This is a genomic window from Anaeromyxobacter paludicola (assembly GCF_023169965.1).
In the GTDB taxonomy this organism is placed as follows: domain Bacteria; phylum Myxococcota; class Myxococcia; order Myxococcales; family Anaeromyxobacteraceae; genus Anaeromyxobacter_B; species Anaeromyxobacter_B paludicola.
Genome location: NZ_AP025592.1, coordinates 1,588,753 through 1,611,668, shown reverse-complemented (window position 1 = coordinate 1,611,668; position 22,916 = coordinate 1,588,753). Strand labels below are relative to the sequence as shown.

The window sequence follows — 22,916 nt, the reverse complement described above, 5'->3', positions numbered from 1 at the left end:
CCGCGGCCGGGAGCGGCCCCGGCCCGCCGGGCGCCCGGGCGCAGGCGACCGCGGCGAGCGCCAGGGCGGCGACCGCGCCGCGGACACGATCGGGCCCGGCCGTCTAGAGCCTCCGCGTCTCGCCCGGCTTCATCACGAGGACCTTCGTCTGCCCGCCCTGGGCGGCGATGGCCTTCTCGAGCGCGGCCGGGGTGCCCTCGAGGATGGGGAAGGTGCCGAAGTGCATGGGCACGATCGCCTTCGCGCCCACGAGCCCGGCCGCGGTGGCGGCGCCCTCCGGGTCCATCGTGAAGTGGCCGCCGATGCAGGCGAGCATCACGTCCACCGGCCAGCGCGCCCCGACGAGCTTCATGTCGCCGAACACGTCGGTGTCGCCGGTGTGGTAGAGCGTCGGGCCGCCCTTCACCCGGATGACGAAGCCGACCGGGTTCCCGCCGTACACCGCCGCGCTCTTCCCGTCGGGCGAGAAGCCGGAGCTGTGGACCGCCGGGACGATGGTCACCGAGACCTCGTCGGAGAGGACGATGGTCCCGCCCATGTTCCCGCTCGTGGCCATCCCGGCCTGCTCCTCCGGGTAGCCGGCCAGGGCGAGCTGCCTCGCGAGCTCGAAGCTCGCGACCAGCTTCGCGTGCGTGCGGCGGCCGATGGCGACCGCGTCGCCGACGTGGTCCGAGTGACCGTGGGTGACGAGCACGGCGTCCACCTTGCCGAGCTTCGCCGCCGCGTCCTTGACCGGGTCGGCCGGGTTCGAGAGCCAGGGGTCGATGGCGAGGACGAAGCCCTTGGGCGTGCGGACGGTGAAGGCGGCGTGGCCGTACCAGGTGAGCTCCGTCTTGCCGGACGACTCCTGGGCGAGCGCGGGGGGCGCGGCGAGGGCGGCGGCGAGCGCGAGGGCGGCGAGGTGCTTCATCGATCCTCCGGGAAGGGTGGAGGCGGGGTTGTAGCAGGGGCCGCCGGCGGGGCGGGGTCCCGCTCGGGTGCCTGCCGCGGCCGCGCCGCTCGGGTTCCCGCGCGCCGGGTTCGTACCTAGCGTGTGGCGCGGAGACGGGCCATGGGGCCGGACCGTGCACACCGCGAGAGCCGCACCACCCGTGAATCGACCCGAGGCCGCCGGCGCGGCCCGGCCTGCGCTCCCGCGCCTCGCCGGCCCAGGGCGGGCGGCGCGGGCGGGTGTCCGGCTGGCGCTCGCGGCGGCCGGCGCCGGGCTGCTCGCGCTGGTGGTGGTGACCCCGCTCGACCTCCGCTCCCAGGCCTCGCTCGCGCTCGCCACCTTCGCGCTCGGCCTCGCCGCCGCGAGGAGCGCCTCGCCCGCCTTCCTGGTGGTCCTCTCGACCGCGGCGACCGCGCGCTACTTCTGGTGGCGGGTGACGAGCACCGTCGCGCTCGAGCCGAGCCTCGACGGCGTGCTCGGGCTCGTGCTGCTCGCGGCCGAGCTCTACGCCGGGGCGATGCTCCTGCTCGCCTACGGGCAGTCGATCGCGCCGCTCCCGCGGGCGCCGGCGCCGCTCCCGCCGGATCGCTCCCGCTGGCCGACGGTGGACGTCTTCATCCCCACCTACGACGAGCCGCTCGAGGTGGTCCGCGGCACGGTGCTCGCCGCCCGCGCCCTCGACTGGCCGCGCGGGCGCCTCCGGGTCCACCTCCTCGACGACGGGCGCCGCCCCGCGTTCCGGGCCTTCGCCGCCGAGGCCGGGGTCGCCTACCTGACCCGCGACGAAAACGCCCACGCCAAGGCCGGCAACCTGAATCACGCGCTCGCGCTCACCTCGGGCGAGCTCGTGGCCGTGTTCGACTGCGACCACGTCCCGGCGCGCTCGTTCCTGGCGGACACCGCCGGCGGCTTCCTCGAGGACCCCGGGCTCGCGCTGGTGCAGACGCCGCACGAGTTCTACTCGCCGGATCCGTTCACCCGGAACCTCGGGTTGCCGGCGAGCGTGCCGGCCGAGCACGAGCTCTTCTACGGCGTCATCCAGCGCGGCCTCGACACCTGGAACGCCAGCTTCTTCTGCGGCTCCTGCGCGCTGCTGCGGCGGGCCGCCCTCGCCGACGTGGGCGGCATCGCCGTCGAGACCGTCACCGAGGACGCGCACACCGCGCTCAAGATGCACCGGCGCGGCTGGCGCAGCGCCTACCTCGACCTCCCGCGGGCCGCGGGGCTCTCCACCGAGAGCCTGTCGGCGCACGTCGGGCAGCGGATCCGCTGGGCGCGCGGCATGGCGCAGCTCTTCCGGATCGACAACCCGCTCCTCGGCCCCGGGCTGCGCCCCGGCCAGCGGCTCTCGTACCTCGCCGCCATGCTGCACTTCTTCTCCGGCGTCCCCCGGCTGGTGTTCCTCACCGTGCCGCTCGCCTACCTCCTCTTCGGCCGGCACGTGTTCAACGCGCTGCCGCTCGCGGCGCTGGCCTACGGCCTGCCCCACCTCGTCCACTCGACCGCCGCCAGCGCCCGGCTCCACGGCCGCTTCCGCCACTCCTTCTGGTCCGAGGTCTACGAGACCGCGCTCGCCTGCTACCTCGCCGTGCCGACCACGGTGGCGCTCCTCGCGCCCGCCGCCGGCCGCTTCAACGTGACCGCCAAGGGCGGCCGGATCGAGGCGCCCTACTTCGACGCCGCCATCGCCTGGCCCTACCTCGCGCTCGCCGGGCTGAACGGCGCGGCCCTCGTCGCCGGCGGCTGGCGGCTCTGGACCTCCGCCGGGGACTGGGACGCGCTCGCCATCAACCTGGCCTGGGTCCTCCACAACCTCGTGGTCCTCGCCGCCTGCCTGGGGGCCGCGTGCGAGCGCCGCCAGGTGCGGGCGAGCCCGCGCGTGCCGGCGCGGCTGCCGGCGGTGCTCTCCGTCGCGGGGCACGCCCCCGTGGCGTGCGAGGCGGTGGACCTCTCGCGCGGCGGGCTCCGGCTCGAGATGCCGTGGCGGGCCGGCGGGCTCCCCGCCCGCGCCCGCGCCGCGGTGGCGCTCGCCGCGCCCGACGGCGCGCTACCCGGGCCGCCGCTGCCGGCGTTCGTGGTGGCGGACGAGGGGGCCTGGGTGCGCCTGCGCTTCGCCCCGCTCGACCTCGCCCGCGAGTCGGAGCTGGTCCGGGCCATGTTCTCCCGCCCCGAGCCCTGGCTCGACGTCCGGCGCGCGCTGCGGCCCGAGCGGCCCATCGCCACGCTGGCCCGGATCGCCGCCCGCGGCGCGGCCGGGGTGGGGCGGATGCTCTCGCTCACCGCGCGGGCCGCGCTCCGGCCCACCCCCACGCCGCTCGCGGCCGGGAGCCGCACGTGACGACCGCCGCGCCCCACCGGTTCCGGAGCCCCGGCGCCCGGCGGCGCGCCCTGGCGGCGCTGGCGGGCGCGCTCGCGGCCTGCGCGGCGGCGGCGCAGCAGCGGGCCGAGCCGCCGCGCCCGATCGTCCGCACCGTGCGCTCGGTCCGTCCCGCCGAGGCCCAGCCGCCCCCGCGCGCGGGGCGCCTCGACCTCTCCTTCGCCACCCGCGCCGACGAGGATCCCGCCGGCGCGCGGATCACGGTCGCCTTCGCCGCGTCGCCCGGGCCCGGGGCGGAGCCGCCGCGCGCCCTGGAAGTGGTGGTCGACGACGAGCGGCTGGGGCTCGTGCCGGTCGAGCCCGGGGCGGTCCGGACGCTCACCGCCGAGGCCGGCCGGCTGGCGGCCCGCAACGGGCTCTCGCTGCGGCTCCTCGACGGCGCGGGGCGTCCCATGGCGCGGCGGAGCGCCTGGGACGCGGTCGCCTCGGTCGAGGTGGCGCTCGAGTCGGTCCCGGCGCCGCTCCCGGACGACCTCGCGCTCCTGCCGGTCCCCTTCATCGACCGCGCCTTCGACCGCGCGGCGGTGGTCCCGCTCGCGCTCCCGGCCCCGGCCACCGCGGCGCGGATCCGGGCGGCGGCGCTGGTCGCGAGCTGGATGGCGCTCGACGCGCCCCTCGCGGTGAGCGTCGAGGCGCAGGTGGGCCGGATCCCGGACGGCCGCGCGGTGGTCCTCCTCGACGACCCCGGGCAGGCGCGTGCGCTCGGGCTCGACCCGCTCGACGGCCCCGCCGTCCGCATGGCCGACCACCCCGGCCACCCCGGCTCGAACGCGAAGCTCCTGGTGGTCGGCGGCCGCACGCCGGCGGAGCTGGCGCGGGCCGCGGAGGCGCTCGCCGCGCGCCCGCCGCGGCTCGTCGGCCGCGAGGCCCACCTCGCCCCCGCGCCCCCCGCCCCCCCGGCCGCGCCGTACTCCGCCCCCTGGTGGCTCCCCGCCGGCCGCGCCGTGCCGTTCCGCGACTTCCCGCTCGGCGGCACGCCGGCGCACGACGGCGCCACCTCGGCCACGCTCCCGGTCCGGTTCCGCCTCCCGCCGGACCTGGCGGTCTGGCCGGCAGACGCGGTCGAGGTGGACCTGGGCTGGCAGGAGCGGGTGCCGGAGGGGACCGCCCCGCCGCGGCTCGACCTCGAGCTCAACGGCTTCTACGTCGCCGCGCTCCCGCCGCCGGACGGCCCGGGGCCGGCGACCCGCTGGACGCGGCTGCGGATCCCCCGCCAGCAGCTGCGCGGCTACAACGAGCTCCTGCTGCACGTGAAGTACCCCGAGCCGTCCGGCGACGCCCCGGCCGCGGGCGCGCGGGTCGCCGTCTCCGGCGACTCGGTCCTCCACCTCGAGGGGCTGCGCCACTTCGCCGCCCTGCCCGACGTCGCGACCTTCGCCTACGACGGCTACCCGTTCACGCGGGTCCCCGACCTGGGCGAGACGGCGGTGGTCCTGCCGGCGCGGCCCGGCGCGCCCGAGCTCTCGGCGGCGCTCACCCTCGCGGCCGGGCTCGCGCAGGTGACGGGGCGCGCCGGGACCCGCGCCACCTACGTCGCCGGCGACCCCGGCGACGCCGCGCTCGCCGGGAAGGACCTGCTCCTCGTGGGCGCCGCCGGGGAGCACGAGCTCGCGGCGCGCTGGGCCGGACGGTGGCCGGTCGAGCTCGGCGAGGGCGCCCCGCGGCTCCGCCCGGCCCGCGCGCGCCGCGCGCTCCTCGAGCTCACGGGAGGGCTCGGCCCGATCCTCGACCGGCGCCGCGCCCGGGCGGTCCTCGCCGGCGGCGGCGCGCTCGGGGCGATCATGGGCATCGAGTCGCCGGCCTCGGCCGGGCGCTGCGCGGTGCGGGTGACCGGACGTCCGCTCCCGCCCTGGCGCGACTTCCTGGGCTACGCGGAGGGGCGCGAGCCGTCCGGGAACGACCTCCTCCTCCTCTCGGGCGGGCGCCGCTTCATGTTCCGCCTCGGCCCCGGCTTCACCGCCGGCCGGCTCGGCCCCGTCGATCGCGTGCGCTGGTTCTTCGCCGGCCACTGGCTCCTCCTCACCCCGATCCTGCTGGCCGGGGGGTGGCTGCTCTCGGCCGAGCTGCGGCGGCTCCTCTCGGAGCGGATGCAGGCGCGGCTCGCCCCCGGGGGAGGCCGGCCGTGATGGCCCGGGCCGCGCTGGCGGCGGGCGCCCTCGCCCTCGCGGCCGCCGCGGCGGCGCAGGGGGCCGGCGCGCCGTGCCGCGCCGCCGCGCCCGAGTGGCCGCTCTGGTCGCGCTACGTCCGGGCCTTCGTCTCGGAGGACGGGCGGGTCATCGACCGGACCGCGCGCGACCGGACCACCTCCGAGGGGCAGGCCTACGCGCTCTTCTTCTCGCTGGTCGCCGACGACCCGGGGCTGTTCCAGCGGCTCCTCCGCTGGACCGCCGACAACCTCGCCGGCGGGAAGCTGCCGGAGCGGCTCCCGGCCTGGGCCTGGGGGCAGCGGCGCGACGGCGGCTGGGGGATCCTCGACCCGAACTCGGCGAGCGACGCCGACCTCTGGATGGCGTACGCGCTCCTCGAGGCGGGGCGGCTCTGGGCGGAGCCGCGCTACGACGCGCTCGGGCGCGGGCTGCTGGCGCGCATCGCCGAGCGCGAGGTGGCGCGCCTCCCCGCGCTCGGGCCGACGCTCCTGCCCGGCCCGAGGGGCTTCGCCCTCGACCGCGGCCGGGGCTGGCGGCTCAACCCGAGCTACCTCCCGCCGCAGCTCCTCAGGCGCGCCGCGGCGGCCGCTCCGCGGGGGCCGTGGCGGGCGGTGCTCGCGAGCGCGCTGCGGCTCGTGCCCGAGAGCGCCCCGCGGGGCGTGGTGCCGGACTGGGCCCTCTACCGGCCCGGCGCCGGCCTCCTGGCCGATCCGGTGAAGGGGCGGACCGGGAGCTACGACGCCATCCGCGCCTACCTCTGGATCGGGCTCCTCCCGCCCGGCGACCCCGACCGGCGGGCGCTCGCGACCGCCACGGCGGGCCTGCTCCGGATCCTGGCCGAGCGCGGGGCGCTCCCGGAGCGGGTGGACGCGGGCTCGCTGCGCGGCCAGGGCGCGGCGCCGCCTGGCTTCTACGCGGCGCTCCTGCCGCTCGCCGCGACCGAGCGGCCGGCGCTGCGTCCGGAGCTGGAGGCGCGGCTCGCGTCGGCGCTGCGCGACGGGCTCTACGGGACGCCGCCGGCCTACTACGACCAGAACCTGGCGCTCTTCGGCCAGGGCTTCGCCGAGGGCCGGTACGCCTTCGACGCGGAGGGCCGGCTCGCGCCGGCGTGGGGGTGGCCGTGCGCCGGGCCGCGCTGAGCTGCGCCCTCGCGGCTCTGCTGCTCGGGCCGGCGGCAGCCATGGCTGCGGCCGATCCGGCCGAGGTGCGCGGTCTCGTCCGGAACGCCTGGTACTGGCAGTCGCGCGCCCGGGGCGAGGAGGCCGAGCAGGCCTGGCGGGCGGTGCTCGCCGCCGATCCGGACCAGCCCGACGCCCTCGCCGCGGTGGGCGGCCTCGACGCCCGGGCCGGGCGCGCGGCGCAGGCCCGCGAGGCGCTGGCCCACCTCGCGCGCGTGGCGCCGCGGCACCCCGAGCTGCCGGCGCTCCGCCGGGAGGTGGAGCTCGGCCCGCGCCTGCCCCCGCTGCTCGCCGCCGCCCGCCGGCTGGCGCACCGGGGGCGGCTCGACGAGGGGGTGGCCCGCTACCGCGCCCTCTTCGGCGAGGCGGGGCCGCCCGCCGACCTCGCCCTCGAGTACTACGACACCGTGGCCGGCACGCCCGGCGGCTGGGAGGAGGCGCGCGCCGGCCTGGAGCGGCTCGCGGCGCGGGTGCCGGGGGAGGCGCGGGTCCGGCTCGCCCTGGCGAGGATCCTGACCTACCGCGAGCCGTCGCGGCGCGAGGGGATCGGGCAGCTCGCGGCGCTGTCGCGCGACCCGACCGTCGCGAAGGAGGCGGGGCGGGCCTGGCGCGAGGCGCTCCTCTGGCTCGGGGCCTCCGCCGCCGACGCGCCGCTCCTGCGCGAGTACCTGCGGCGCCACCCGCGCGACGCCGAGGTGGCCCGCGCCCTCGAGCGCGCGCGGCGGGCGGGGGTCGCCGCCGAGGGCTTCGCGGCGCTCGACAAGGGCGACCTCGCCACCGCCACCCGGCTCTTCTCGGAGGTGGGGGACACGCCGGAGGGGCGCCGGGGGCTCGCCCTGGTGCGCGCGCGCGAGCGGTCGCTGCAGCGGCGCGAGGGCTTCGCCGCGCTGGATCGGGGCGACGCCGGCACCGCCCGGCGCATCTTCGGCCGCACGCCGGAGGACCCGGAGTCGCGCCTCGGGCTCGCCATCCTGGCGCAGCGCGAGGCGGCGGCGGCGCAGCGGCAGGGCGACCTCGACCGGGCGCGGGCGGCCCTGGAGCGGTCGCGCGCGCTCGCCCCGCGACGGCCGGACCTCTGGGAGGACGGCCTGCGCAGCGTCGCGTTCTGGTCGCTCCTCGAGGAGGCGGGCCGGGCCCGCGAGCGCGGCGACGCGCCCCTCGCGCGGCGCACCCTCCTCTCGGCCCGCGACCGGGCGCCCCCGCGGGAGCGCTGGAACGCCGAGCTGGCCCTCGGCGACCTCGACCTCGCGGCCGGAGACCGGGCCGCGGCGCGCGAGCGGTACGAGCGGGTGCTGCGGGAGCAGCCGCGGCAGCCGGGGGCGTTGCGCGGCCTCACGGCGAGCCTCGTCCAGGAGCGCCGGTTCGAGGAGGCGATCCGGAGCAACGAGGCGCTCCTCGCGGTGGCGCCCGAGCGGGCCTTCCGCCCGGGCTGGCTCCGGGCCGAGGCGGGCCGGCAGCGCGCCGCGCGCCGCCGCGCCGAGCGCGACCTCGCCGGGGCCGAGGCCGAGCTCGAGGCGGCCCGGCGCGACGACCCCTCCGACGCCTGGGTCCTGCACGATCTCGCGGCCGCGCTGCTCGACGGGGGCGACTCGCGCGGCGCCGAGCCGGTGGTGGGCGCGCTCCTGCGCGCGGCGCCGGGGCTGCCGGAGGCGCGGGTCCTGGAGGCGCGGCTCCTCGCCGCGCAGGGCGAGAGCGCGCGGGCCCTCGACGTGCTCTCCGCGCTGCCCGCCTCGCGCACCGACCCCGGGCTCGTCCGCCTCCGCCACGACCTCGAGGTGCGGGTGCGGGTGCCGGCGCTCGTGGCCCGAGCCCGGCGGGGCGGGCGGCCGGAGGCGATCGCCGAGCTCCTCGAGCTCGAGCGCGAGGTGGCCGAGGAGCCGAGGCTCGCGGCCCCCATCGCGCGCGCCTGGTCGGACCTCGGGGAGCGGCGGCGCGGGATCGGGGTGCTCCGGCGCGCCGTCGAGGCCTCGCCGCCGAACGCGCCGTCGCTGCGGCTGCAGCTCGCGGCGCTGCTCGTCGAGATCGGTGAGGACGCCGAGGCGGGGCCCCTGCTCGAGGGGCTCGCCGGGGAGCCGGGGCTCGGCCGCGACGAGCGACGCTGGCTCCGCGACCTGCGGGTGTCGCGCGCGGTCCGGCTCTCGGATCGCCGGCGCGAGACGGGCGACCCGGCCGGCGCCGCGGCCGCCCTCGCGCCGGTGCTGCACGATTACCCGGAGGACCCGCGGGTGCTCGACGCCCGGGGGCGGAACCTCGCGCCGGGCGATCCGGACCGGGCCCGCGAGGCCTTCGAGCGCGCCCTCGCGCTCGACCCGGGCGACGCGGAGGCGCGCCGGGGCGCGGTGGACGCGGCGCTCGCCACCGGCGATCGGCGCGCGGCGCGCGACCTCGCCGAGGACGGGGTGCGCCGCGCGCCCGGGGACGCGCGGCTGCAGCTCCTCGCCGGGCGCGCCGCCGCGGCCGAGGGCGACGACCCCGCCGCCATGGACGCCCTGCTGCGGGCGCGAGCCCTCGCCGACGCGCTCCCGCCTCGGGTAGCGGGGCGCGCCGCCGCCGACGTGCCCATCGGCCCGGGCCGGACCCGCCTGCCGCCCGGCCCGGAGCGTCCTCCGCCGGAGCCGCTCGACCCCGAGGCGGCCGCCGCGACGAGGCAGCAGATCGATCGCGAGGAGGAGCTCGTCCGCGCGCGGCACCGCTCGGGCCTGGAGGGGATGGGCCGGATCCGCGCCCGGCAGGGGGAGGGCGGTCTCGGCGCGCTCACCGAGGCCGACGAGATCGCGACGGCCGAGCTCGCCCTCGGCCATCGCGGGTTCGCCTTCCTCCGGGCCACCGGGGTGGAGCTCGAGGCCGGCAGCGTGGCCAACGACGCGACCACCCGCTTCGGCCGGGGGGCGGGGGCGAGCGGGACGTTGCGGGCCTACGGCGTCGCCCCCAGCCTCGGGTACGAGGGGCGGGCGATCTCGGCGGAGGTCGGCGCCACCCCGCTCGGCTTCCCCGCGCAGACCGTGGTGGGGAGCCTCGAGCTCCGCCACGCCTTCGGGCCGGTGCGGATCGCGGTCGCGGGGGCGCGCCGCCCGGTGACCGACAGCCTCCTCTCCTACGCCGGCATCCGGGACCTCGTGACCGGGCGGACCTGGGGCGGGGTGGTGACCGAGGGCGGGCGGCTCGAGCTCGGGCTGGAGCTCGGGCCGGTCCGCGCCTACGGGTACGGCGCGTACGACCGGCTGGTGGGCTCGGAGGTGCGCGAGAACCGGCGCGCCATGGCCGGGGCCGGGGTCCGGGTGACGCTCGCCCAGGGCCCGCTCGGCGCGCTCTCGGTCGGCGTCGAGGGCACCGGGATGCGGTTCGACGACGACCTCCGCTTCTTCACCCTCGGGCACGGCGGCTACTTCTCGCCGCAGCGCTTCCTTCGCGGCACGCTCCCGGTCGGCTGGCGGCGCGACCAGGGCGCCGTCCGGTGGGAGCTCGTGGCCGCCCCGGGCGCCGAGTGGTTCGAGGAGCGCGAGACCCCGGTGTTCCCGGCCGTGCCCGGCCTCGCGCCGCCCACCGGGGTGGACACCTCCGCGACCTACCGCGGCCAGCAGGTGAGCGGCTTCGTCTTCGAGGCGCGGGCCGGCCTGGGGGCGCGGTTCGGCGGCGGCTTCGAGGTGCGGGCCACGGCCGCCTTCCAGCAGGCGCCGGAGTACCAGGAGGGCGTGGGCGGGCTGCTGCTGCGCTACGGCGGCAGCCGCTGATCGCCCGCGCCGGCGCTACCCCTGCCGCTTCACGATGAACGGCCCGAAGCCCTGCGCCTGCGGCATGAGCTCCACCACGTTCACGTTCACGTGGGCCGGGCGGGTCGCGCACCAGAAGACGGTCTCGGCGATGTCCTCGGCGGTGAGGGGCTGCATGCCGGCGTAGACCGCCTTCGCCTTCTCGGCGTCGCCCTTCATGCGGACCACCGAGAACTCGGTCTCGGCCATGCCGGGCTCGATGACGGTGACGCGCACCCCGGTGCCGGCGAGGTCCGACTTGAGGTTCTGGCTGAACTGGTGGACGAAGGCCTTGGTGGCGCCGTAGACGTTGCCGCCGGGGTAGGGGTAGCTGGCGGCCACCGAGCCGATGTTGACCACGTGCCCGCGGCCGCGCGCCACCATGCCCGGGAGGATCGAGCGGGTGAGCACGAAGAGCCCGCGGCAGTTGGTGTCGAGCATCTGCTCCCAGTCCTCGAGGGAGGCCTGGTGCGCCGGCTCGAGCCCGAGCGCCAGGCCGGCGTTGTTCACGAGCACCTCCACCTCGGCGAACTCGGGCGGCAGCGAGGCGGCGAACCGCTCCACGGCGGCGCGGTCGCGCACGTCGAGCACGGCGGTGAGGGCCGGGACCGCGAGCGCCTCCTTCAGCGCCTCGAGCCGCTCGCCCCGCCGCCCGACCAGCACGAGCTTCGCGCCGGCGCGGGCGAAGCGCTCGGCGCAGGCGCGGCCGAAGCCGGCGCTGGCGCCGGTGACGAGGACGGTCTTGCCAGAGAGGGAGGTGTCCACGTTCGTTCTCCTGTTCAGAACCAGAGGAAGAAGCCGTTCAGCATGTAGGCGAGGCCCGCCGAGCCGAAGAGCAGCCCGACGCCCCACATCAGCGGCTTCTTCATGAGCGCGCCGATGGAGTTCAGCATGATGGCGATCTGGAGGAGCATCACCGCGAGCCCGAACTGCGCGCCGTGGCGCTTGTAGCCGGTCTCCTCGGCCTTCACCCGCTCCGCCTCGGCCTTGATCTCCGCCTCCTCCTTCTTGTAGCGGGCGATCTCGTCCTTGGCCGCCGCGATCCGGGCGTCCACGGCGCGGGCCGCCTCGGGGTCGCGGGCCTGGAGCCGGAGCACCTCGAGCAGGTCCTTCTCGACCGCGCGCCCGTGGTCCTTGATGCTCTTGGACTGGTAGTGCGACCAGCGGTTCGACTCCTCGGTGGTGGCGAGCTGCACCCTGGTCGAGTACGAGCCGCCCTTCAGCGCCGAGATGGCGGCGCAGACCGCGAGCACGGTGGTGGTGAGCGCCACCCACTGCGTCCAGCGATCCCTGGCAGGGGCCGCGGCGGCGGGGGCGGGAGCGGGGGCTTCCTTCTTCAGGGCTTCGGCCAACGGTCGGCTCCTCCGGAGCAAGGGGGCCAGGATGGAACCATCACTTCGGGCCGCTGTCGAGGGGCGCGGCGAGGGGCAGGCGCACCTCGAAGGCCGCGCCGCCGCCGGTCCGGGGGGAGGCGGCGATCTCGCCCCCGTGCTGGAGGACGATCTTCTTCACGATGGCGAGCCCGAGCCCGGTGCCGTCCTGCTTGGTGGTGAAGTAGGGGTCGAACACCCGGGGCAGCGCCGCGGGCGGGATGCCCGGGCCGCGGTCGGCCACGGTGAGGAGCGCGCGGCCGCCCTGGCGGCGCACCGCGAGGTCGAGCCGGGCCCGCGCCGGGCGGGAGGCCTCGACGGCGTTCTTGGTGAGGTTCGCGAGGGCGCGGCGGAAGAGGGTCCGGTCGAGGGCCACCGGGCAGGGCTCGCCCGCGGCGGCGAACGTCACCTCCGCCTCCTCCGAGAGCTGGGGGGAGGTGCGCAGGAACTCGGCGACCACCTCGGAGAGGTCGGCCGGCTCCGGCCGGACCTCGGGCAGCTTCGCGAAGGCGGAGAAGTCCTCGGTGAGGCGGCGCAGCGTGCTCACCTCCTCGCGCACGATCTCGCCGGCGTCGCGCAGGAGCCGGTCGAACTCCGCGTCCGCCGCGGCCTCTCCCTGGGCCTCCCCCGCTTCGCGGGAGAGGGGAGCCGGAGGGCTCCCTCCCCGCTCGGGCGGGGAGGGCGGGGGAGGGGCGGCCAGGTGCGCCATGCGCTCCCCCCACTTGGCCTCGAGCTGCTGGAACGCGAGCTGGATCGGCGTGAGCGGGTTCTTGATCTCGTGCGCCAGCCGGCGCGCCACCTCCTGCCAGCCGGAGATCTTCTCGAGGTAGACGATCCGGTCGCGGCTCTCCCGCACCTCGCGCACCATGGCGTTGAAGGCGCGGGCGAGCGACGAGACCTCGTCGGCGGCGGTGCCGGGATCGACCTGCACCTCGAGGTTGCCGCGGGCCAGCTCGCCCACCGCGCGCACGAGGTCGGAGATGCGCCGGGTGGTGCGCCGCGCCAGCCAGAGCCCGGCGAGGCCGGCGGCGAGCGCCCAGCCGAGGAGCAGCGCCCCGAAGGCCCTCACGTAGGAGCGCCGGATGTCGGCCCGCAGCGCCTCCGCCCCCTGCACCACCTCGGCGAGCTCGCGCCCCTCGTCGAGCTCGGCGAAGTAGCGGGCCTCGATGGCGAAGGTGCACTCGAGCGCGCCGCCGCCCGGGAGCGCGACGCGCGCCGGGGCCGCCCGCCACTCCCACTCCTCCGCGGCCTGCTTCTCCGCCTCGGCCAGCACCTCGCCGCCCGGGCCGAGGACCGCGGCGCGCCGGAGCCGCGGGGTGCGGGCCACGGCCGCCTCGAGGTAGCCCGCGAGCGCGCCGCGCTCGGCCGGCAGCCCGCGCAGCACCTCGCGCGCCTCGGCCGCGTAGAGCTGCTTGCGGGCCTGGAAGAGGTCCCGGTAGAGCGCCGGGATGGCCTGCAGCCGGTCCACCACGCGCGGGTTCAGCCCCACCGCCAGGTTCTCGGCCACCAGCCGGTCGGCGAGCCAGAGCGCCGCCAGGAGCGGCAGCACCGCCGCGATCACGAGCGCGACCACGATGCGCGCCTCGAAGCGCGAGAGCGGCGCCCGCAGCCTCATCGCGCCGGCACCTCGCGCGCGGTGAACGGCCGGCTCTGGAAGAAGCGGACGTCGGAGCCCGGGTCGGCGCGCTGGAGCAGGTAGCTCGCCATCGCGCCGAGGACGCTGCGCGAGGGGCCGCCGCCCACCCGGCTCGAGCTCGGGTTCGAGATGAACTCGCGCGTCCGCTCCAGCAGCTCCTTCGAGACCGGGTTCACCTCGACGCGGAGCTGCACCACGAAGGCGCCGCCCCCCAGCGCCGCCGCCGGCCCGAGGTCGAGCCCGCGGGCGTCGGCGAGGAACTCCCGCAGCCGCGCGGCGTCGGCGAAGACCCGCCGCTCGCCCCGCGGGTGGGCCCGGTCCTTCACGGTGACGCCGTAGGTCTCCTCCCAGACGTCGTAGAGGACGTCGATCTCGCGCCCGTCGAGCGCCAGCGGCTCCCCGCCGCGCTCGGGGAGGAGCGCCGCGTGGATCGCGATCACGTTGGTGAGCCCGCTCGCGAGGTGCCGGCCGAGGTCGGGCGGGAAGGCCGGCGCGAGGTCGGCCCCGGCGAGGAGCCGGCCGGTGCGGCGCTCCACCTCGACCTCGCCGCCGGCCGCCGCCAGGGCGCGCGCGCCCGCGCCGGCGAGGGCGCAGAGGAGGAGGGCGGCCGCCGCCCGCGCGCGGTGCCGGCGGGTCACAGGAAGTTGTCGAGCGCGTAGGCGAGCGAGACGTTGAAGCTGCCCACCGGCGTGTCGAGCCTCAGGGCCGCGTCGGCCGAGAGGGGCGTGGAGGAGAGCGGGTCGCGCCCGGCCCGCGAGCGCGCGGCGCTCCAGACGGCCCGCGCCCCGAGCGCGAGGTAGCCGCGCCGGAAGATCCCCTCCGAGCGCCAGAGCGGGACCGCGTACTCGGCGCCGCCCATGGCGAGGAGCGCGTCGTAGCGCGAGTCGGTGGAGAAGTTGAGCTCGAGCGCCCGGCCCAGCGCCGGGCCGACGCTGAAGTAGGCCCAGTCGGCGGCGTAGAAGCGCTCGAAGAACGGGGCGTCGCCCTGCACCGCGCCGGCCGCGGCCACCAGCCGCAGGCCGTGCCCCCGCGGCAGCGAGAGGTCCTTCTCGAGCTGCAGCAGCCACCGGCTGTACTCGTAGTCGCTGCCGACCGCCGGCGACGAGAAGGTGACCTGGGCGGCGAAGCGCCCGCCGCCCGCCGGGAAGAAGAGGTCGTCGCGGGTGTCCCGCTCGTAGGTGCCGGTGAAGGCGACGAGCGCCGAGCCGCCGAGCCGGAGCGCCGGCGGCGTGCCCACCTGGGCCGGTCCCGCCGCGCCCGGCAGGAACGATCCGTCGACCCGCTCGAGCCGGAGCCCCCCGAGCAGCCGCTCGAAGGGGCCAGGGCGGATGCCCAGGCTGACCTCGCCCCCGAGCCGCTCGTAACGCAGGCGGGGCGCGCGCTCGAGGTGGCCGTCGAAGGCGTCGCAGCCGGGGTCGGTGCAGGAGAGCTCGTCGCCGCGGATCCAGAGGCCGGTGACGCCGGCCACGAGGGTGGGGAGCCCGCCGAGCTCCAGGTCGGCGTCGTAGAGCGACGCCCGCGCCGAGAAGCGGTGCGGGGCCCCGGGGAGCTCCGCCGGGGCCCCGCCGTACACCGCGGCGCCGGAGAGCCCGAGCCCCATCCCCAGGAAGTTCTGCTCGGTGAGCCCGAGCCCGCCGTAGAGCCGCTGGGCCGGGGTCGAGCCGAGGAACAGGTCCGAGACGACGAGCGTGTTGCGCTCGACGAGCTGGAACACGAGGACCACCTGCCCGCGCGCGCTGCCCCGCTCCACCCGGCTCTCCACCCGGGAAAACCACCCGAGCTGCAAAAGCCGCAAGCGCGAGAGGAGCACGCGCCCCTCGTCGAGCAGCTCGCCCGGCCGGATCAGCAGGCGGCGGCGGACCTCGGAGGCCCGCGTCTCCTCCAGCCCCTCGAGGTCGATGCGCTCGACGAGGTAGCGGGGCGCTGCCTCGGTTGCGGGCACGGAGGGCGCCGCGGCATCCTGGGGTCGCGCCGCGACCGGGAGCGCGGTGAGGAGGGCGAGCGAGAGCGCCGCCGGCAGGGTGAGCCGCATCCGGGCCATTGTACGGTGAACGACGGCGGGGGTGCGGCGGGGATTCTCGGCGGGTGCGCGCACCCGATCGTGGCGTCACCGCGGCGGCACGAAGAAAGCACAGGCGGGATCGGCGCGCGCGGGGTACAAACGTCCACTCTCGACCCGACGCTGCGGAGGGTGGCTGCTTTGAACGGGTGGTCCATGGCCGACTTCAAGAACATGACGGTGCAGGCGCTTCGCGCTCTGGCGCGCAAGGCGCTCGGCCGCGGGTACTCCAAGTTGACGAAGAGTGAGCTCGTGGCCGCGCTCGAGGCGGCGGAGAAGAAAGCTGGGAAGGCGGCCGACACGGTCAAGCGCGCCACCGGCCGCGCCGCCCGGGCCACCCAGAAGGTGGTGGAGGAGGCGCAGGGCGGCGCCGAGCGTGCGCGCAAGGCCGCGCGGGAGAAGCGGGAGGCCGGCGCGAAGAAGAAGCCGGCCGGCAAGGCCGGCCGGGCGGCGCAGCGCGCCGGGCGCGCCGTGCAGACCCTCCGCGAGACCGCCGAGGCGGCGGCCGCGGCCGCGGTGGCCGGCGCGCGCGCGGTGGTGGCGGCGGCGCGCGGCGAGGAGGAGCCCGATCCGGAGAGCTACTTCGTCGCCCGGGTGCGCGGCGAGGCCGAGGCCAAGAAGTCGCCGCACCCCATGACCGAGGGGGCGCTGGAGCGGTCGCGCAAGAAGGCCCGGCCCGGCGCGGCGCTCGACGCCGAGGACCTCGAGGACCAGGCCGCCGAGGAGGCCGCGGAGGAGGAGGACGTGCTCCGCGCCCGCGCCCCCGCCGGCGACGAGCCCGCCCCGGCGCCGCACCCGGCCTACGACGAGGGGCTGGGCGAGCTGCCCTGGAGCTACGGCGACGACGCCTTCGTGGCCCTGCCGCGCGATCCCAGGACCCTCTTCCTCTACTGGGACTACAACCACGACACCCTCGCCGCGGCCTTCCACGGCCTCGAGTCGGCGCGGGCGCAGCTCTGGGTGTTCGGCCAGCGCGCCGACGGCGGCTGGGACCGGGTGCGCACGATGGAGTTCGCGCTCGAGTCGCGCAGCTTCTACGTCCACGACCTCGAGCCGGGCCGCGTCTACCGCGCCGAGGTGCACCTGCTCGACCGCCGCGGCCAGGAGCGGGCGCTGTCGCAGCCCTCGAACGACGTGCTGCTCCCGCCCTTCGGCCCGTCGCCCATCCTGGACGACCGCTTCGCGCGGATCCCCTGGGGCGAGTCGCTCATCCGCTGGCTGCGCCAGTCGGTGGCCGGCGGCGCCTTCTCGCCCGATCTCCGGGCGCAGCTGGCGCGCCTCTCCGACTGGTCGCGCTTCGGCCCGGGCAAGACCTGGGGCGGCAGCGGATCGAGCGGCGCGGGCGGGATGGGCGGGCGGCCCTCCTCGCCCGGCTCCCCCAACGGCCCCTGGGGCGGAGAGGGGATCTAGCCGATGCCGGGTCACGACGTGCTCGGGTACCTCTCGATCCACCTCCACGCGCACCTCCCCTTCGTTCGTCACCCGGAGTACGAGGACTTCCTCGAGGAGGACTGGCTCTACGAGGCCATCAGCGAGACCTACCTCCCGCTGCTGCGGGTCTTCGACCGCGCCACCGACGAGGGGATCCCGTTCCGCGTCTCGATGACGATGTCGCCGCCGCTGGTGGCGATGCTGCGCGACGAGCTGCTCATGTCGCGCTACGCGCGGCGGCTCGAGAGCCTCTGCGAGCTGTGCGACAAGGAGGTCCACCGGACCCGGAACGATCCCACGTTCCACCCGCTGGCGCTCCACTACCAGGCCGAGTTCCGCGAGCTGGCGCACCTCTTCAACGACCGCTACAAGCGCGACCTCGTCTCCGCCTTCAAGCGGCTCGAGGACGCCGGCCGGCTGGAGCTCGTCACCTGCGGCGCCACCCACGGCTTCCTGCCGCTGATGCAGATGTACCCGGAGGCCTGCCGCGCCCAGGTGGCGGTGGCGGCGGCGCACCACCGGCGCCACTTCGGCCGCGACCCGGCCGGCATCTGGCTGCCCGAGTGCGGCTACTTCCCCGGCGCCGACCAGTTCCTGGCGGAGCAGAACATCCGCTTCTTCTTCGTGGACACCCACGGGATCACCGACGCCACCCCGCGGCCCCGCTACGGCGTCTACGCGCCGGTCTACACCGGCACCGGGCCGGCCGCGTTCGGGCGCGACCCCGAGTCCTCGATGCAGGTCTGGAGCGCCGAGTCGGGCTACCCGGGCGACCCCGACTACCGCGAGTTCTACCGGGACATCGGCTGGGACCTCGACTTCGAGTACGTGAAGAAGTACGTGCAGCCCACCGGGCAGCGGAAGAACGTGGGCATCAAGTACTTCCGCATCACCGGCAAGACCGCGCACAAGGAGCCCTACAGCCCGCACGTCGCGCGCGAGCGGGCCGCCGCCCACGCCGGCAACTTCATGTTCAACCGCGAGCGGCAGATCGAGCACCTGTCGTCGCGGATGGCCGGCGTGCGCCCCATCGTCGTCTCCCCGTACGACGCCGAGCTCTACGGCCACTGGTGGTACGAGGGGCCGATGTTCCTCGACTTCCTCATCCGGAAGGTGGCCTACGACCAGCGCGTCTTCCGGCTCGCCACGCCCGGCGACTACCTCCGGGAGAACCCGGAGCAGCAGGTGGCCACCCCGCCGCTCTGCTCCTGGGGCGCCGGCGGCTACGCCGGGGTCTGGCTCGACGGCTCGAACGACTGGATCTACCGCCACCTGCACAAGGCGGCGGAGCGGATGATCGCCCTCGCCCGCGACTACCGGGAGCCGACGCCGCTCGAGCGCCGCGCCCTCGACCAGGCCGCGCGCGAGCTGCTCCTCGCGCAGTCCTCCGACTGGGCCTTCATCATGAAGACCGGCACCATGGTGGACTACGCCATCCGGCGCACCAAGGAGCACCTGCTCCGGTTCACCCGCCTGCACGACCAGCTCCGGGCCGGGAGCATCGACCCGCAGTGGCTGTCGTACGCGGAGGGGAAGGACAACCTCTTCCCCGAGCTCGACTTCGCCGTGTACCGGCCGGAGCGCTGAGGGGCGGGGCAGCCGCCCCCTCCTCGCGGCGGCGGGCGCCACCTCGCCCCCGCCCGGCGGTCCGAGGTGGCGCGCCGCGGGCGCGCCCGGCCGGCGCGGCGCGCGTTGACGCAGCCCGCTCTCCCGACTAGCCTGCCCGCGGCTTCTGCGGGCGCCCCGGGCGGGCGCCGGAGATCGACAATAAGATGGCCGAAGAGCTGGGCAGCACCGAGCGGGAGATCATCGCGCAGCGGCAGAAGAAGGCCGAGGCGCTCCGGGCCCTGGGCGTGAACCCGTTCGGCAACGGGCAGGCGCCGCGGAACGTGGCGGCCGACCTCCACGCGCGCTACGGCGACGCCCCCGCGGACGAGATCGCGAAGGACCCCGGGGACTGGTCGGTCGCGGGGCGCGTGCTCGCGGTCCGCAGCTTCGGGAAGGCGGCCTTCCTCCGGGTCGCCGATCGCTCGGGCGAGATCCAGGTCTGGGTGAAGAAGGACAAGGTCGGCGAGCGGGGCTTCGAGATCTTCAAGCTCCTCGACGTCGGCGACCTCGTGCTCGCCGAGGGCCCGGCCACCCGGACCAAGACCGGCGAGCTCACCGTGGAGGCCCGCGCCTTCACCCTCCTCACCAAGTCGGTGCGCCCGCTGCCGGAGAAGTGGCACGGCCTCAGCGACGTCGAGCAGCGCTACCGCCAGCGGTACGTGGACCTCGTGGTGACGCCGGGGGTCGCCGCGACCTTCCGCAAGCGCGCCGCCATCGTCTCCGGCATCCGCCGCTTCCTCGACGCGCGGGGCTACCTCGAGGTGGAGACCCCGACCCTCCACAAGCCGGAGGAGGCGGGCGGCGCCGCGGCCCGGCCCTTCGAGACGCACCACAACGCCCTCGACCTCGACCTCAAGCTCCGCATCGCCACCGAGCTGCACCTCAAGCGGCTGGTGGTGGGCGGGCTCGAGCGCGTCTACGAGATCGGCCGCATCTTCCGGAACGAGGGGATCGACCGGCGCCACAACCCCGAGTTCACCAGCATCGAGTTCTACCAGGCCTACGCCACCCACGAGGACCTCATCCGGCTCACCGAGGAGCTCCTGCACCGGCTCGCGGTGGACGTGACCGGCTCGGCCAAGGTGACCTTCCAGGGCCAGGAGATCGACTTCACCCCGCCGTTCCCCCGCTTCTCGATGCTCGAGCTCGGCGCCAGGGCGCTCGGGCTCACGCCGGAGGACGCCCTCGCCGGCAAGGGGCTCGCCGAGGCGGTGGCCCGCGCCGCCGCCCGGGAGAACGAGAAGGAGGGGGCCTGGAAGCTGGAGCAGGCCGCGCGCCGCTCGCCGGGCGAGGCGATCGCCATCGCCTTCGAGGTGTTCGCCGAGGCGGAGCTGCCCAAGGATCGGCCGGCGTTCGTGGTGGACTTCCCCATCGAGACGAGCCCGCTCTCGCGCCGGCGCGACGCCGACCCGCGGCTCGTGGACCGCTTCGAGCTCTTCGCCGCCGGGATGGAGCTCGCGAACGCCTTCAGCGAGCTCAACGACCCCGACGACCAGCGCGCCCGCTTCGAGGCGCAGGTGAAGGCCAAGGCGCAGGGCGACGAGGAGGCGATGCCCTACGACGAGGACTTCGTCCGGGCGCTCGAGCACGGCATGCCCCCGACGGCGGGGGAGGGGATCGGGATCGACCGGCTCGCCATGCTCCTCACCGACTCCCCGTCCATCCGCGACGTCATCCTCTTCCCGCTGCTCAAGAACCGGGACTAGCGGAGTGAGCGCCGCGCCGCGAGCGGTCCCGCCGGTCTTCTCCGGCCGCGCCTTCTGCCTCGCCGCGCTCGGCGTGGTGGGCGCCCCGTTCGCGGCGCTGGTCGCCCAGGCGCTGCTCGCCGACCGGCTCGGCCTGCCCGGCGGGGTGGCCGCCGCCCTCGCGGCGCTGGCCGGGGCGCTCGTCGCCGGCGCGCTCGGCGCCGCGGCGGCCGCGGCCGGCCGGCGGCTCGCGTTCTACGAGATCACCGCGGCGGCCCTGCTCCTGCTCGCGCTCGAGCTCGGGCCGGTGCTCGGGGCCGGGGTGGGGCTGCGCGGCGGCGTGCTCGCGGCGTGGGAGGCGCAGGGGAAGCTCGTGCTGGTCCTCGGGCTCCTGCTCGCGGCCGCCGGCTCCGCCACCGCCACCTTCGTGGGCGCCACGCTCGCCTACCTCGCCACCGGCTCGGGGCGCTTCGATCCCTCGCTCTCCTACGAGCTCTTCGTCGCGAAGAGCCACCTGCGCCTCTCGACCCGCACCCTCCTGGCGCTCTTCGGGATGGTGGTGACCGGGCTCGTGCCCGGGCTGCTCGCGTTCCTCGGCTGGTCGATCTGGCAGGACCGGCGCGAGCGGGCCGCCCGGCGCCGCGGCGAGGAGGCCTGGCGCCGGCGCATGCCCGCCACGCTCCTCATGACGCTCATCTCGATCGGCGGCGTCGCCATCGGCGTCTGGGCGCTCACCGTGGTGCTCTCGGTCATGAGCGGGTTCGAGGCCGACCTCAAGTCCAAGATCCTGGGCCAGAACGCCCACGGCATGGTGATGAAGTACGGCGGTCAGAACGAGTTCACCGGCTGGCGGGAGGTCCGCGGGACGGTGCTGGGCGTGCCGGGCGTGGCCGCCGCGACCCCCTTCCTCTACGAGGAGGTCATGCTCTCCGCCGGCCAGAACCTGACCGGCGCGGTGCTCAAGGGCGTGGACCCGGCCACGGTGGGCACCGTGACCGACTGGCCGCGGAAGCTCGAGGAGGGGCGGCTCGACTGGCTCGCCCACCCCGACCGGATCCCGCCGCCCGGCAAGGACCGCCCCTTCGACGAGCTGGAGCAGCGCGCGCCGGAGCGGGCCGCCGCGGGGGCCCCCGCCCCGGCGCGGCCCGCCGGCGGCGCCCGCGCCGAGGAGCCGCCGCTCCCGCGCAAGCCGGGCACGGGCGAGGCGCCGGCCGCCGCCCCCGGCGGCGAGCCCGTCCCCGGCATCGTCATCGGCCGCGAGCTGGCCCGCTCGCTGCGGGTCTTCGTGGGCGACGTGGTGAACGTCATCTCCCCGCTCGGCGACCTCGGACCGGCCGGCCCGCAGCCCAAGAGCCGCCCCTTCCGCGTGGCCGGGGTCTTCTACAGCGGGATGTACGAGTACGACTCCAAGTTCGCCTACCTCGACCTCGGGGCGGCGCAGCGCTTCTTCGGCGCCGGCGACGCGATCACCGGGCTCGAGCTCAAGGTGCGGAACGTGGACGCCGCCCGGCCGGTCACCCGCCGCGTGCTGGCCGCGCTCGAGGGCTACCCGTACCGGGTGAAGGACTGGGGCGAGATGAACCGCAACCTCTTCTCCGCGCTGATGATGGAGAAGGTGGTGATGGCGGTGATCCTCGGGTTCATCGTGCTCGTGGCGAGCTTCATCATCGTCGCCACCCTCATCATGCTGGTGCTCGAGAAGACCCGCGAGATCGCGGTGCTGAAGAGCATGGGGGCGGGCCTCTCGAGCGTGATGCGGATCTTCGTCGCCGAGGGGCTCATCATCGGCGCGGTCGGGACCGCCTTCGGCCTGCTCCTCGGCTACGGCACCTGCCTGCTGGTGGAGAAGGTGGGCATCCCGCTCGATCCGGAGGTCTACTACATCTCGAACCTCCCGGTGCTGGTGGACCCGGCCCAGTTCGCCTTCGTGGCGCTCGCCGCGATGGGCCTCTCCTACCTCGCCACCATCTACCCCGCCACCAAGGCCGCCCGGCTGCAGCCGGTCGAGGGGCTCCGGAGCGAGTGATGGCCCCGTTCATCCGCGTCGAGGGGCTCGAGAAGACCTACCTCATGGAGGACCGGGCCGGCGCCCACGCCGTCCGGGCGGTGGACGTGCTGCGCGGGATCGACCTCGAGATCGCCGCCGGCGAGCTCACCGCGCTCACCGGCCCCTCGGGCGCCGGCAAGAGCACCTTCCTCCACATCCTCGGCACCCTCGACGTCCCCACCCGCGGCCGCGTCCTCTTCGAGGGGCGGGACGTCTTCGCCGGCGACGAGGCGGAGCTCGCGACCTTCCGCAACGAGACGGTCGGGTTCGTCTTCCAGAGCCATCACCTCCTCCCCGAGTTCACCGCCGCGGAGAACGCCATGATGCCGGCCCTCATCCGGCGGACGCCGCGGGGCGAGGCCCGGCGCCGCGCGCTGCGGATGCTCGAGCTGGTCGGGCTCGCGGAGCGGGTGGACCACAAGCCGGGGGAGCTCTCCGGCGGCGAGCAGCAGCGGGTGGCGCTGGCGCGCGCCCTCTGCCTCGAGCCGCGGCTCCTGCTCGCCGACGAGCCGACCGGCAACCTCGACCCGGTCACGGCGGAGGGGATCCACTCCCTCCTGCGGGATCTCAACCGGCAGCTCGGCATCACCATGGTCGTCGTCACCCACAACGAGGCCCTGGCGAGCGCGCTCCCGCGCCGCCTCCGCCTCGAGTCCGGCAGGCTGGTTTCCCTTTGAGCTTTCAGCGCCTTTCCACTA

General features: G+C 76.6%; 15 protein-coding genes and 1 pseudogene. 9 read left to right on the top strand and 7 right to left on the bottom strand.

Features of this window, described 5'->3' with window-relative positions; all coding sequences use genetic code 11:
- Positions 1-103 precede the first annotated feature (103 nt).
- A complete protein-coding gene (locus AMPC_RS07540) occupies positions 104-910 on the bottom strand; it encodes a metal-dependent hydrolase (RefSeq protein WP_248345536.1) in 807 nt (268 codons plus the stop codon).
- Positions 911-1,091: 181 nt separating this feature from the next.
- Here AMPC_RS07540 and bcsA point away from each other — a divergent pair, with 181 nt between their 5' ends.
- Genes bcsA through AMPC_RS07520 form a run of 4 tightly spaced genes read left to right on the top strand, consistent with a single transcriptional unit; the run spans position 1,092 to position 10,364 of the window.
- Positions 1,092-3,269, top strand: a complete 2,178-nt coding sequence (gene bcsA / locus AMPC_RS07535) for a UDP-forming cellulose synthase catalytic subunit (protein ID WP_248345535.1) — start codon at positions 1,092-1,094, stop codon at positions 3,267-3,269.
- Complete coding sequence (locus tag AMPC_RS07530) at positions 3,266-5,434, top strand: cellulose biosynthesis cyclic di-GMP-binding regulatory protein BcsB (RefSeq protein ID WP_248345534.1); 2,169 nt, start codon at positions 3,266-3,268, stop codon at positions 5,432-5,434. The genes bcsA and AMPC_RS07530 overlap by 4 nt, the downstream gene beginning before the upstream one ends.
- Entirely contained in the window at positions 5,434-6,594 is a 1,161-nt protein-coding gene (gene bcsZ / locus AMPC_RS07525) for a cellulose synthase complex periplasmic endoglucanase BcsZ (protein ID WP_248345533.1), read from the top strand. The genes AMPC_RS07530 and bcsZ overlap by 1 nt, the downstream gene beginning before the upstream one ends.
- Before the next feature lie 41 nt (positions 6,595-6,635).
- Complete coding sequence (locus tag AMPC_RS07520) at positions 6,636-10,364, top strand: cellulose synthase subunit BcsC-related outer membrane protein (protein ID WP_248345532.1); 3,729 nt, start codon at positions 6,636-6,638, stop codon at positions 10,362-10,364.
- Positions 10,365-10,379: 15 nt separating this feature from the next.
- On the opposite strand, the gene AMPC_RS07515 is transcribed toward AMPC_RS07520, so the two are convergent.
- The 6 genes and pseudogenes from AMPC_RS07515 to AMPC_RS07495 all read right to left on the bottom strand — a co-directional run bounded on the left by AMPC_RS07515 (position 10,380) and on the right by AMPC_RS07495 (position 15,420).
- On the bottom strand, positions 10,380-11,147 hold the full coding sequence (locus AMPC_RS07515) for an SDR family oxidoreductase (protein WP_248345531.1): 768 nt from the start codon (positions 11,145-11,147) through the stop codon (positions 10,380-10,382).
- Between the two features lie 14 nt (positions 11,148-11,161).
- Complete coding sequence (locus AMPC_RS07510; protein ID WP_248345530.1) at positions 11,162-11,734, bottom strand: DUF4337 domain-containing protein; 573 nt, start codon at positions 11,732-11,734, stop codon at positions 11,162-11,164.
- A gap of 40 nt (positions 11,735-11,774) precedes the next feature.
- Complete coding sequence (locus AMPC_RS20585) at positions 11,775-12,461, bottom strand: sensor histidine kinase (RefSeq protein WP_404800644.1); 687 nt, start codon at positions 12,459-12,461, stop codon at positions 11,775-11,777.
- 201 nt (positions 12,462-12,662) lie between these two features.
- Positions 12,663-13,367, bottom strand: a pseudogene (locus tag AMPC_RS20580) (sensor histidine kinase); the annotation flags it as partial.
- Positions 13,364-14,026 carry a hypothetical protein gene (locus AMPC_RS07500; RefSeq protein WP_248345528.1) on the bottom strand — a complete coding sequence of 221 codons (663 nt, stop codon included), beginning with the start codon at positions 14,024-14,026 and terminating at the stop codon, positions 13,364-13,366. The gene AMPC_RS07500 and the pseudogene AMPC_RS20580, both read right to left, overlap by 4 nt.
- Positions 14,023-15,420 (bottom strand): BamA/TamA family outer membrane protein, encoded by a 1,398-nt coding sequence (locus AMPC_RS07495; RefSeq protein WP_248345527.1) that lies wholly within the window; start codon positions 15,418-15,420, stop codon positions 14,023-14,025. The genes AMPC_RS07500 and AMPC_RS07495 overlap by 4 nt, the downstream gene beginning before the upstream one ends.
- A gap of 183 nt (positions 15,421-15,603) precedes the next feature.
- On the opposite strand from AMPC_RS07495, the gene AMPC_RS07490 reads away from it, so the two are divergent.
- The 5 genes from AMPC_RS07490 (at position 15,604) to AMPC_RS07470 (ending at position 22,895) form a co-directional block, all read left to right on the top strand.
- On the top strand, positions 15,604-16,857 hold the full coding sequence (locus AMPC_RS07490) for a DUF4912 domain-containing protein (protein ID WP_248345526.1): 1,254 nt from the start codon (positions 15,604-15,606) through the stop codon (positions 16,855-16,857).
- A gap of 3 nt (positions 16,858-16,860) precedes the next feature.
- Complete coding sequence (locus tag AMPC_RS07485; RefSeq protein WP_248345525.1) at positions 16,861-18,465, top strand: glycoside hydrolase family 57 protein; 1,605 nt, start codon at positions 16,861-16,863, stop codon at positions 18,463-18,465.
- 185 nt (positions 18,466-18,650) lie between these two features.
- Positions 18,651-20,192, top strand: a complete 1,542-nt coding sequence (lysS, locus tag AMPC_RS07480; protein ID WP_248345524.1) for a lysine--tRNA ligase — start codon at positions 18,651-18,653, stop codon at positions 20,190-20,192.
- Between the two features lie 4 nt (positions 20,193-20,196).
- On the top strand, positions 20,197-22,197 hold the full coding sequence (locus AMPC_RS07475) for an ABC transporter permease (RefSeq protein WP_248345523.1): 2,001 nt from the start codon (positions 20,197-20,199) through the stop codon (positions 22,195-22,197).
- A 44-nt stretch (positions 22,198-22,241) separates the two neighbouring features.
- On the top strand, positions 22,242-22,895 hold the full coding sequence (locus tag AMPC_RS07470; protein ID WP_248346277.1) for an ABC transporter ATP-binding protein: 654 nt from the start codon (positions 22,242-22,244) through the stop codon (positions 22,893-22,895).
- Positions 22,896-22,916: the final 21 nt, after the last annotated feature.

Excerpts from the sequence above, each read along its gene's own strand:
- bcsZ (WP_248345533.1), top strand. The coding sequence starts at position 5,434 with ATGGCCCGGGCCGCGCTGGCGGCGGGCGCCCTCGCCCTCGCGGCCGCC.
- AMPC_RS07490 (WP_248345526.1), top strand. The coding sequence starts at position 15,604 with ATGGCCGACTTCAAGAACATGACGGTGCAGGCGCTTCGCGCTCTGGCG.
- AMPC_RS07470 (WP_248346277.1), top strand. The coding sequence starts at position 22,242 with ATGGAGGACCGGGCCGGCGCCCACGCCGTCCGGGCGGTGGACGTGCTG.
- AMPC_RS20585 (WP_404800644.1), bottom strand. The coding sequence starts at position 12,461 with ATGGCGCACCTGGCCGCCCCTCCCCCGCCCTCCCCGCCCGAGCGGGGA.
- AMPC_RS07520 (WP_248345532.1), top strand. The coding sequence starts at position 6,636 with ATGGCTGCGGCCGATCCGGCCGAGGTGCGCGGTCTCGTCCGGAACGCC.
- AMPC_RS07485 (WP_248345525.1), top strand. The coding sequence starts at position 16,861 with ATGCCGGGTCACGACGTGCTCGGGTACCTCTCGATCCACCTCCACGCG.
- AMPC_RS07495 (WP_248345527.1), bottom strand. The coding sequence starts at position 15,420 with ATGCGGCTCACCCTGCCGGCGGCGCTCTCGCTCGCCCTCCTCACCGCG.
- lysS (WP_248345524.1), top strand. The coding sequence starts at position 18,651 with ATGGCCGAAGAGCTGGGCAGCACCGAGCGGGAGATCATCGCGCAGCGG.
- AMPC_RS07540 (WP_248345536.1), bottom strand. The coding sequence starts at position 910 with ATGAAGCACCTCGCCGCCCTCGCGCTCGCCGCCGCCCTCGCCGCGCCC.